Annotated in this window: 8 protein-coding genes, 1 pseudogene and 1 other annotated feature; of the genes and pseudogenes, 3 read left to right on the top strand and 6 right to left on the bottom strand. The window is 45.0% G+C overall.

Going from position 1 to position 10,678, the window contains the following annotated elements; translation table 11 throughout:
• Positions 1-62: 62 nt before the first annotated feature.
• Genes thrC through thrA form a run of 3 tightly spaced genes read right to left on the bottom strand, consistent with a single transcriptional unit; the run spans position 63 to position 4,776 of the window.
• Positions 63-1,346, bottom strand: a complete 1,284-nt coding sequence (gene thrC, locus AB4583_RS17575; protein ID WP_017059314.1) for a threonine synthase — start codon at positions 1,344-1,346, stop codon at positions 63-65.
• Positions 1,343-2,299: a homoserine kinase gene (thrB, locus tag AB4583_RS17570; protein ID WP_372118554.1), complete on the bottom strand. Its 957-nt coding sequence runs from the start codon at positions 2,297-2,299 to the stop codon at positions 1,343-1,345. The genes thrC and thrB overlap by 4 nt, the downstream gene beginning before the upstream one ends.
• A gap of 17 nt (positions 2,300-2,316) precedes the next feature.
• A complete protein-coding gene (thrA, locus tag AB4583_RS17565; protein ID WP_017059312.1) occupies positions 2,317-4,776 on the bottom strand; it encodes a bifunctional aspartate kinase/homoserine dehydrogenase I in 2,460 nt (819 codons plus the stop codon).
• 29 nt (positions 4,777-4,805) lie between these two features.
• Positions 4,806-4,924, bottom strand: a sequence feature (Thr leader region).
• 317 nt (positions 4,925-5,241) lie between these two features.
• Here thrA and AB4583_RS17560 point away from each other — a divergent pair.
• Complete coding sequence (locus AB4583_RS17560) at positions 5,242-5,700, top strand: hypothetical protein (protein ID WP_017070076.1); 459 nt, start codon at positions 5,242-5,244, stop codon at positions 5,698-5,700.
• A gap of 138 nt (positions 5,701-5,838) precedes the next feature.
• Here AB4583_RS17560 and AB4583_RS17555 read toward each other — a convergent pair whose 3' ends face one another.
• Positions 5,839-6,324 carry a putative 4-hydroxy-4-methyl-2-oxoglutarate aldolase gene (locus AB4583_RS17555; protein WP_017059310.1) on the bottom strand — a complete coding sequence of 162 codons (486 nt, stop codon included), beginning with the start codon at positions 6,322-6,324 and terminating at the stop codon, positions 5,839-5,841.
• A 47-nt stretch (positions 6,325-6,371) separates the two neighbouring features.
• Here AB4583_RS17555 and AB4583_RS17550 point away from each other — a divergent pair.
• Both AB4583_RS17550 and arcA read left to right on the top strand, forming a co-directional pair.
• Positions 6,372-6,473: pseudogene (locus AB4583_RS17550) on the top strand (ribonuclease activity regulator protein RraA); the annotation flags it as partial.
• A 429-nt stretch (positions 6,474-6,902) separates the two neighbouring features.
• Positions 6,903-7,619 carry a two-component system response regulator ArcA gene (arcA, locus tag AB4583_RS17545; protein ID WP_004741534.1) on the top strand — a complete coding sequence of 239 codons (717 nt, stop codon included), beginning with the start codon at positions 6,903-6,905 and terminating at the stop codon, positions 7,617-7,619.
• 136 nt (positions 7,620-7,755) lie between these two features.
• Here the strand turns inward: arcA and AB4583_RS17540 are convergent, their stop codons facing one another.
• Both AB4583_RS17540 and arcB read right to left on the bottom strand, forming a co-directional pair.
• Complete coding sequence (locus AB4583_RS17540) at positions 7,756-8,199, bottom strand: hypothetical protein (protein WP_017070077.1); 444 nt, start codon at positions 8,197-8,199, stop codon at positions 7,756-7,758.
• Between the two features lie 7 nt (positions 8,200-8,206).
• Positions 8,207-10,576 (bottom strand): aerobic respiration two-component sensor histidine kinase ArcB, encoded by a 2,370-nt coding sequence (arcB, locus tag AB4583_RS17535; protein WP_372118551.1) that lies wholly within the window; start codon positions 10,574-10,576, stop codon positions 8,207-8,209.
• Positions 10,577-10,678: the final 102 nt, after the last annotated feature.

The raw sequence follows: 10,678 nt of genomic DNA, 5'->3' as shown, positions 1-10,678 counted from the left end.
CTTTAACTGATCGGCATTACTCATTGAGCGCCGTTTTTATTTGTTCGAAAAACAAATGGACGTTACGGTTGAACTCGACGAAGCACAGCTTTTAGCGCTTCAAAATCGTTATCAAGATCTTCAGACAACAATTCCATCGCCGCGTGTTTTGCTAGCGGGCCAGGCAGTTCGATATCAGAACCTAGGATGTCATCAACCACTTCTTTGAATTTCGCTGGGTGTGCTGTACACAGGAACAAGCCAGTTTCGTTCTCTTGCAGTTGCTCTTCCAGTAGACGGTAAGCAATCGCACCATGTGGTTCACATAGGTAACCTTGTGCTTTTAGGTCGCGAACTGACTCAGCGCTCTGCTCGTCAGATACTTTACCTTTGCCTAGTGTATCTAAGCCCCAACCTTTCAGTTGGCAAAGCTCTTCGATACGAGGCCAGTTGTTTGGTTGGCTTACGTCCATCGCGTTCGATGTTGTCGCAACAGTCGGTTTTGGATCCCACTGACCTGTTTCTAGGTAACGAGGAACAGTGTCATTTTCGTTAGTTGCTGCGATAAAACGCTTAACAGGTAGACCTAGCGCTTTAGCCAATAGACCAGCCGTTAGGTTACCAAAGTTACCACTTGGTACAGAGATAACGAGGTTTTCACGTTGCTCTTTAGTCAGCTGAGAAGCCGCCTCAAAGTAGTAACAGATCTGAGCCATTAAACGGCTGATGTTGATCGAGTTTGCCGAGTTAAGACCGATCTCTTTACGCAGTTCAGCGTCATCAAATGAGTCTTTAACTAGAGCCTGACACGCATCAAAGTCACCATCAATCGCCACAGTGTGGATGTTCTTGCCAAGCGTACAGAACAGCTTCTCTTGCAGTGGGCTGATCTTGCCTTTCGGGTAAAGAATCACAACATTGATGTCTTCCATGCCGTAGAAAGCATGCGCAACCGCCGCACCAGTATCACCTGATGTTGCCGTTAAGATAGTGATTTGACCACCATCAGAAACAGCTGCTAAAGATTGAGCCATAAAGCGGCCACCGAAATCTTTAAACGCCAGTGTTGGACCGTGGAAAAGCTCAAGCGCGTAAACGCCGTCTTTTACTTGGTTGATTGGTGCAGGGAATTGGAACGCTGCATCCACCATTTGGTCGATCTGTTCTTTTGGTAATTCATCACCAATCAATGCTGACAGAATCTTTGAGCTACGAGGGACAAAGTCCTCTGCTAGCAGCGCATCGATATCATCAAACTTTGGCAGTTCAGATGGGAAAAATAGACCTTGATTACGGCCTAAGCCTTGACGAACGGCTTGGCCAAAAGAGACTTGTTCATCATTTTCTTTGATGTTGTACAGTTTCATAACTCACTTCCTGTAACGATCGAACCCTGCTTATCTAGGCGACAAACGTGAACGAATCCTTCTTCATTTTGTACGTAATTTCGTTCTAACCAGCGTGCAACACGCTCGGCGACATCTTGTTCTTTGCAAATGCTAAATAGAGTTGGACCACTACCAGAAATACCAGTAGCCAGTGCCCCAGCTGACAGCGCGTATTTACGAGCATCAGCAAACCCTGGAAGCAGTTTCTCACGATATGGTTCAGCGATCACGTCTTTGATCATCTTCGCCGCCAGTTCAGGTTGACCTGAATGACACGCGTGGATAAAGCCCGCTAAGTGACGACCATGAGCAATAATATCCTGACGACGATATTGAGATGGTAGGATCTCTCTCGCTTCAGCCGTTGAAACCTTAATACCCGGATAAGCCATTACCCAGTACCAGTCGTCAAAACACGGTACTTCTTGGCTGATGATGCCTAGCTCTTCAAGCATGAGCTGCACACCACCAAGGTAACATGGCGCAACGTTATCGTAGTGGATACCACCTGAAATCTTGCCTTCCATTTCACCCATCAGAGCAAGCAGTTCAGTTTCATTCAAGGGCTGACCGTGAAAACGGTTTAGCGCATCCAGTGCCGCGACGATTGAACATGCACTAGAACCCAAACCTGAACCGATAGGCATGTTCTTTTCTAGTGTCATTTCTAAAGGCTTTAGCGTAACGCCTTTTTTATCAAGCTCTCTCGAGAACACCACCCAGCAGTCGTAAACGATGTTTTCTTTTGCTTCAGTTGGCAGCTTAGAAACAAAGCTGCCTGCAGTTTTAAGTGAGAATGGTTCATCACCGGCTTTAACCATAACTCGGTCACCTAGCAGCGTGCCATCCACTGGAGACACAGCGGCCCCCAGCACATCAAACCCTACACTGACATTACCGATTGATGCAGGAGCATAAACGACAACATCCATATCACTTGAACTCATTCTTAAACTCCTAATTTCCAACCAAGAGTACGCATCACATCAGAGAATACGCCAGCAGCTGTTACTTCAGTACCCGCGCCGTAGCCACGCAGTACTAGAGGGATTGGTTGGTAGTAACGGCTGTAGAATGCTAATGCGTTCTCGCCATCTTTAATCTTGAACATTGGGTCGTCGCCATCAACAGCAGCGATACGAACCTTACACTTACCTTCAGCGATTTCACCCACATAACGAAGTACTTTACCTTCTTCTGCTGCGATAGCTGACTGCTCTTTGAAGTAAGCATCCGCTTCTGGTAGGCGAGCCATGAACTCTTCAACCGTACCTGAATCATCAAAACCCGGTGGCAGAGCTTGGTCTACTTCAACATCTTCAAGTTCAAGCGCCATGCCTGCTTCACGAGCAAGAATAAGCAACTTACGCGCCACATCCATACCAGATAGATCATCTCGAGGATCCGGTTCAGTGAAGCCGTTATCTTTTGCAATATTGGTTGCCTGGCTCAGTGTCATACCTTCATCAAGCTTGCCGAAGATGTAAGACAGTGAACCTGAAAGAATGCCGTTGAACTTCTCAAGTTCATCACCTGCAGAGATAAGGTTCTGTAGGTTTTCGATGACCGGTAGACCTGCACCTACTGTTGTCTCGTACATCAGCTTACGACGTGAGTTGCGTGCAACTTCACGAAGCTGATGGTAGTAAGCCATGCTTGCTGTGTTTGCTTTCTTGTTTGGTGTTACTACGTGGAAACCAGCCGCTAGGAAATCAGCGTACTGCGCCGCAATACCTTCGCTAGACGTACAATCAACCAATACTGGGTTGATGATGTGGTTACGTTGAACCAAAGCCGCTAAACGCGCTAGGCTGAACTCTTCAGTCGCACTCGACATACGGTCACGCCACTGCTCTAACGGTAGACCATCGCTGTCTAGCAACAAACCTTTACTGTTTGCTAAACCACATACGCGAATCACGATGCCTTTTTCAGCCAGTTTGCCTTGCTGACGTTGGATCTGGTCAACAAGCTCGCCACCAACACCGCCGACACCCACAACGAATACATCTAGGAAGTGCTTAGAGTTAAATAGGTTCTCGTGACACGCTTTGATTGCTTCAGAGATTTTGTCTTCAGGGATAACCGCTGAAATAGCGCGCTCTGAAGAACCTTGAGCAATAGCAACAATGTTGACGTTCACTTCAGCTAAAGAAGAGAAGAACTGAGATGCTACGCCACGTGAAGTGCGCATACCGTCACCCACCAGCGTTACAATCGCAACGTCATCCATAAACTCAACCGGCTCTAACAGGCCATCTTTAAGTTCAAGTTCAAACGCGTCTGACAACACTTGTTTCGCTTTCACCTTATCAGCCGATTCAATACAGAAGCTGATGCTGTACTCAGAAGAAGATTGAGTAATAAGGACGATAGAAACGCCGGCAGAAGACATCGCGCCGAATACACGACTCGCCATACCAACCATGCCCTTCATACCTGGGCCTGATACGTTAACCATCGTTAGGTCACTTAGCGTAGTGATGCCTTTGATTGCTAGGTTATCTTCGCCAGTGTCTTGGCCGATCAAAGTACCTGCACCCTGTGGGTTGAAGCTGTTTTTGATTAGGCAAGGAATATGGAATTGCGCGATAGGAGCGATAGTCTTCGGATGTAGAACCGAAGCGCCGAAGTAAGAAAGCTCCATCGCTTCTTGATAGCTTAGCGATTTAAGAAGACGAGCATCATCCACTAAACGCGGGTCACAGTTGTAAACACCATCGACATCTGTCCAGATCTCACAACAATCAGCGCGTAGACATGCCGCTAGAACCGCCGCTGAGTAATCAGAGCCATTACGACCTAGTGTGACTAGCTCACCTTTTTCATTACCCGCAGTAAAGCCAGGCATGATGTTAACGTGACCTTTAGGAAGTGGAGATTGTTGGAAGTTCTGAGTAGAGACATCCACATCGACCATAGCTTCAAGGTGATCGCCTTTAGCGTATAGGTATTGGACAGGGTCAATCAGGCTTGCTGGTTGGCCTTTCGCTTCCAGTACCGCTTTCATTAACTGGATAGAGATTCGCTCACCTTTACTGATGATGCGAGCATTAACGTGGTTCGGGCACATACCAAGTAGGTTGATGCCATTCACGAACTGCTTTAGCTGAGCAAGAGAGGTATCCACCTGCTCTTGAAACGCGGCACCATCGATAGAAGGCACGACCGCTTTGATCTCTGCAAACAGTGTGTTAAATGAAGATTCGATCTCTGTAATCTGTGCGTCAGCTTCACCATTTTTCAGTGCAGCTTCAATAACAGCGACCAACTTATTGGTTGTTTTTCCTGGAGCCGATAGTACAACGGCTAGCTCTTCTTGCTGGGCATTATTAGCGATGATATCAGCCGCTCGTAAAAAACGATCTGCATCAGCTAATGATGAACCTCCAAACTTTAAAACGCGCATCCCTTTCTCCATAAGTCATAAAAATGGTACAAAAAAAGGCCTGTATCTTGTTGGATACAGGCCTTTTTTTTAAAATCCGTTACTTAGCAGCCTGCCCCAACAATGTTAATGTCGGTAATAATAATGGTTGTGGTCATTACTAGGTGGCTTACGTGCTGCATATCAAATTCTCTGCTTGTGCTTTACTCTACGTGTATCAATTTTTACCACTGGACGTCAATGAAAAGTTGCGTTTTTTTTACATTCGCACCGTTTTTCAGAGCAAACCGTCATTTAAGGGATAAAACACCCTGTATAAACCTTCACTTAAGATACTGGATTTACTCATTGAACAGGCAAGAGTGATCAATCGCATATATAGTCATAACAAAATGCTATATCGATTGTGCAGCGAACGTACAAGTTCTGTGCTTTAATTGAACGATAACGTTCGAAGAACAATAATAATGACATCAGGAGTGGGAAATGAAGAGATTACTTATTCTTTTGGCTTTTGCTATGCCTGTTGTTTGTTCAGCGAATAGCTTGCCTCTACTACCCAGCCAGATCGATAGTTCTTCTCATAAATTCTTTATCTCCACACAAAACGCGTCGAGTGAAAGCTTCGATACTTGGAAGATAGACAGTGGCTACTCTTATAGCTTGTTTTCAGATGTAGATCTTTACGTCGGTACACGTATCAATAGTGCGGCACTGAAACAGGAAAGTGGATTCTTGAGTGGTGTCAGTTATCAGTTCTCAGAAAGAGTCTCTTTTAACAGTTCTCTACACACCTATAAAGACGAGACCGAAGACAATGAGAAATCGGTAGCCGCAGAGGTTTCCAGCCGAGTGCAACTAACAGATAACCTAGATTTGCATGCCACCCTTGATTATGAAGAGTGGCAGCAAGGTGTTGAAGTGGGACTAGGGTTTCGCTTTTAGTCTCTTTAGCTTGTTCTTTATTAACAGATTAGTGCGGATTGAGATCCAAACTTTTAGTACATCACAAACCATTCCCCGTTTAGTACATCACAAACCATTCCCCGTTCTAATCTATCAACGGCATTCAATTTGAGTCAGTTACGATTCAATTAACAGCTCAGATGAAATTAACACGCCATTCCAATCGGCATAAATATAGTCACCAGGCTGAATCAGTTGATTATGTATAGAGAGTGTCACATTCACTTGGCCGACACCGCGTTTCTCTGTTTTGAATGGCGATGCACCTAACGCCTGAACGCCAAGGTCCATTTGCGACATCATGCCTACATCACGCACCGCACCGTTTACAATCACGCCTTCCCAACCGTTTTCTATCGCGAGAATAGCGAGTTGATCGCCAAGCAGCGCCTTCTGGCATGAGCCATTTCCGTCAACGACAAGCACTTTGCCACAGCCGTCGGTCTCTAAAACCTCGCGAACCTTGGAATTATCGTGATAACAACGAACTGTTACAATTTTTCCAAAGAACGCACCACGTTGGCCGAAGTTCTGCAATGGCATGTTCAGTAGGGTGACTTCGCTTTCAAACTCATCACACAAGTCGGGTGTTATATCGTGCATATATCCTCCGTGAGTAAGGCGTTACCGGTTATGTCAGGCTAGCCTCTATGCTTTTATATGTTATTAAAATTAATCCTTTGTTTTCATTGTTCTATGCTCAATTTATTACTCAATAAAAGTTGATTGAGCATATTTATCTACTAGACTCTTAAGACAGCTTTCAGCTTCCTTGGTTCATAATCCGGTCTTTAGCAGGCAAGATGTGCGAAGCATCTCGAATAATCATTCTTGTTTTGGTGCTAAATAGTCACCATAACATTGGTTAAGTTGTAGCCATACTATTAAAGTTTGTTGCGATACGGCAATTGATGTAAATCAACAAAGTGAATGGAATTAACATTCTCGCGTTGTTAGCATGCTGTTAACATTATAGAATCCACTCCAATCACTAAAAGAATGATTGAAAGGCGTACTGGATCTACGTTATTGGGCAATACTTCAAGGAAGGCAGATAGCTGGAAGTAAGTGTTTTTTTGAAAACTTTAAGTTATCATCAAAAATACATTACCTGTATGTTATGTTTTTGCCTAGAATTTATTCTATTAGCACAGTTTCGTCACAAATTTAGGTACCGCCAAATGCAAACCCCGCAGATTCTTATCGTTGAAGATGAGCAAGTAACTCGTAACACTCTAAAGAGTATTTTTGAAGCAGAGGGATATGCTGTTTTTGAGGCTAGCGACGGTGAAGAGATGCACCAAGTGCTATCTGACAACCAAGTTAACCTTGTAATTATGGACATCAACCTTCCAGGTAAGAATGGCCTACTACTTGCGCGTGAACTACGTGAGCAAGCAAACGTAGCGCTTATGTTCTTAACTGGTCGTGATAATGAAGTTGATAAGATCCTTGGCCTAGAGATCGGCGCTGATGACTACATCACTAAGCCTTTCAACCCTCGTGAACTGACTATCCGTGCACGCAACCTTCTGAACCGTTCAATGAGCACAAGCTCTGTTCAAGAAGAGAAGCGTAGCGTTGAGAAGTATGAGTTCAACGGTTGGGTACTAGATATCAACAGTCGTTCTCTGGTTAGCCCAGATGGCGAAGGCTACAAGCTACCTCGTTCAGAGTTCCGTGCTCTACTTCACTTCTGTGAGAACCCAGGTAAGATCCAAACACGTGCAGACCTTCTTAAGAAGATGACAGGCCGTGAGCTTAAGCCACACGATCGTACTGTAGACGTAACAATCCGTCGTATTCGTAAGCACTTTGAATCTGTTTCTGGTACGCCAGAAATCATTGCAACGATTCACGGTGAAGGCTACCGCTTTTGTGGTGACCTAGAAGACTAATTCGATTCGCGCTTCTGACCATTTAGCACTACTCACCAGTAAGTACTTTGAACATTAGAAGCGTCATCAATAGTTATTAAAAAGGGAGAATGCCAACGCATTCTCCCTTTTTTATTGTTCTTAATTGGATAAGGTTTTAGTAAACCGTATCCACCTTAACGTCTTTCTCTACTAGCCACTTCACGGTTTCGCCATCTTTAAGTTCCACCGCCACATCAACAGGCTTATCACTGTCGATTTCTAACTGCCATACAAACGCGACTTCCCATTGAGTTTCACTGTGTGTTCTTAAATCAAGATCGTCAGCCGTTACCAACAAGGTGTCTGCACCCTGTTTAACCGTAACACTCTCAACCGCAAGCGTTGCTGGCAGTTGTGAGTCTGACTCTAGGTAGATAGAACCATGCAGGGTCTTATCTTGAGTCTCGCCAATCGTTGGCATCTTGTTGTGCCAAAGGTTGCTTTTCATGGTAACTGTTGCTGCAGATACTTCGACTTGATTATCTTGCTGCCATTCTACTTGTGGCGTAGAACAACCCGCTAATGCCACTACACATGCGGCGAATGCTAATTTTTTCATTATTCTTCTACCTTTGATTTAACCAACTCTTTAAAACTTCAATGTCATTCTGGTATTCGTTATTTATCTCATCAACCCAATCTGAAATGTTCTCCCACCACGCAGGCAAATCTGGAGATTGAGCTTTCTGGGCAACTTGTTGGATGCGTTTCAGGCCAATAGAACCTGCAGCACCTTTAATCTTATGTGCCTCAGAAACGATACTGGCTTTATCTTTCGCGACCATGTTGGAGTTCAATATTTCCAGATACTCCGGCATCATATCTTCGAACATCGCGATGCTATCCAAAACCGGTTTCGATCCAACAATATCAACATAAGACTCTAGCATATCAATATCAAGCAAAGTGGTATCAATTTCTGAAAGAAAAGGCTTACTCGCGTCGACTTTATCAATGCTCTCAACCTTATCGGTGCCCGCTACCTTCTCAATTACCTCTGGTGCATCTTCGATAAGTTCACTGATGACATCTTGGATAGCTCGAACCGACAAAGGTTTACTGATCGCTTCGTCCATGCCTTTCTGGAAGTACTCTTGCTTGTTGTTTAATACGTTCGCAGTTAACGCCACCAAAGGCGGTAGCTGGCTGTATTTCTCGCGGTAGTATTGAGCAATATCGAAACCCGTCATATCTGGCAGTTGGATATCCAACAACACCAAATCATAGTCTTCAGGATTGAAAGCAATTTGCGCCTCTTTACCCGTCATCACGACTGTCACTTCATGGCCAAGGCTTTCAAGTAGAGAGCGAGCCACTGTGATATTGAGTTCAATGTCTTCGACCATAAAGATCTTAAGATTCGACTGTTTTCTTGGCGTTTTGATCAGAGCCTGAGTATCGTGATTCACTGGAACTCGAATCGAAACCGTAAAGGTACTGCCAAAGCCCTCTTCACTGATGACTTCAATGTGGCCATCCATCATATTAATTAGCTGTTGAGAGACAGCGAGACCAATACCCGTGCCGACAGCGTGCAAGTTGTCCGTGCCCGATTTCACCTGATAGTACATCGCGAAGATCTTCTCGATTTCACTTTCAGGGATACCAATACCAGTATCTTCCACTTCCATCGTAATGTTGGCAAAGTCACCATCAATGTCGGCGCTGACTGTCATCACCACTCCACCATCTTTGGTGAACTTCATCGCGTTACTAACAAGGTTCCACAGTACCTGTCTAAGACGAGTACCATCCACCTCAACAGCAGCTGGAAGATCAGACAATCTTTCTAGATCGAACCTTAACCCTTTCTGCTCAGCCATCAACGCAGAGATACTTTCGATCTCGACAACGAAATCTTCAAAGTTAATAGGCGTAGGGAAGAGTTCAAGCTTACGGCGGTCGAACTTATCCATATCAATAATATCGTTGAAGATATTACCCAGTGTCACCGCGCTCACCTTGATGGTTTGCATCTGCTTGCGCTGTTCGGTGGTCAGTTGGCTATCAAGCAGCATGCGGCTCAAGCCAATGATGCCGTTGAGCGGCGTTCTTAACTCGTGGCTAATAGTTGAGATAAAGGTGGTCTTATCGCGGCTGGCTTTTTCTAACGACTCTTGATGCTCTTTACGTTCAGTAATATCGCGGCCAAAACCAACCAAGCCCAAGTGACGACCATCTTTGCTGTAGAAAGGCACTTTACGCAGTTCGAAGTAACTCTTGCGGCCATCTGGGTATTCAAGCCATTGGTCATAAGTCAGTGCTTGGTTGTCAGCAAATACTTTCTTATCGGTTTCAACAACTTGCTGAGCGACCTCTTTACTGTAAACATCCCAAGGAGTTAAACCAACTAGCTCTTTTTCTGTTTTACCAGTGAGCTCTTCAACCGCACGGTTACAACCAGAGAACACACCATCTTCATTACGGTAGTAAATAAGGTCAGGCGAGGCATCGATAAACGAGCGTAACAGTGCAGTACGTTCTGCGAGTTCAAGCTGAGTACGCTCGCGCTGGAACACCTCGTTTTCGAGATCTTGCATTGCTTCTGCGCGCGCTTCTTCCGCTTTTTCACGCTCTTCAATTTCTTGATTAAGCTTCTCGATATTGAGCTGCATTTTATTGTTGAGTTCTTGGTCTCGCTCACGCATGTCGCCAAGTTTAGAGACCAATTTCGCTAACCTTTGACGTGATTCTTCCAACTGGTCCACGACCACTGACAGAAAATAAACCGCCCAAGGCGTGATCACTAAACCGAAGAAAACTGAACGGACAATGTCGATGTCATCAACATTGCCTTTGAGTGCAAGGGTGATACCGACTTGCACAACAACAGCGAGGGCAACAAGCGCTAGGGCGAGTAAGATAGAAAAGCGGACAATCCCCAGTTTTACGAGTAGATCCACGTAATACTGGGCAAGATTTTTCATGGGTTTCATTTAGCGCTCCATGCGATAAGACTAGCAACATTCTACCCTGTTTGAAGATGGGAGGTAAGCTAGCTACATCACACGCAGCAAGTGTTCAGCGGTAATTTCGAA

Source organism: Vibrio sp. 10N.222.49.C12 (genome assembly GCF_041475025.1).
Lineage (GTDB): Bacteria > Pseudomonadota > Gammaproteobacteria > Enterobacterales > Vibrionaceae > Vibrio > Vibrio crassostreae_C.
Note: the sequence above shows the minus strand (reverse complement) of the source record. Positions and strands in the feature narration are given on the sequence as shown.

Excerpts from the sequence above, each read along its gene's own strand:
- arcA (WP_004741534.1), top strand. The coding sequence starts at position 6,903 with ATGCAAACCCCGCAGATTCTTATCGTTGAAGATGAGCAAGTAACTCGT.
- AB4583_RS17560 (WP_017070076.1), top strand. The coding sequence starts at position 5,242 with ATGAAGAGATTACTTATTCTTTTGGCTTTTGCTATGCCTGTTGTTTGT.
- thrA (WP_017059312.1), bottom strand. The coding sequence starts at position 4,776 with ATGCGCGTTTTAAAGTTTGGAGGTTCATCATTAGCTGATGCAGATCGT.
- arcB (WP_372118551.1), bottom strand. The coding sequence starts at position 10,576 with ATGAAACCCATGAAAAATCTTGCCCAGTATTACGTGGATCTACTCGTA.
- thrC (WP_017059314.1), bottom strand. The coding sequence starts at position 1,346 with ATGAAACTGTACAACATCAAAGAAAATGATGAACAAGTCTCTTTTGGC.
- AB4583_RS17540 (WP_017070077.1), bottom strand. The coding sequence starts at position 8,199 with ATGAAAAAATTAGCATTCGCCGCATGTGTAGTGGCATTAGCGGGTTGT.
- thrB (WP_372118554.1), bottom strand. The coding sequence starts at position 2,299 with ATGGATGTTGTCGTTTATGCTCCTGCATCAATCGGTAATGTCAGTGTA.
- AB4583_RS17555 (WP_017059310.1), bottom strand. The coding sequence starts at position 6,324 with ATGCACGATATAACACCCGACTTGTGTGATGAGTTTGAAAGCGAAGTC.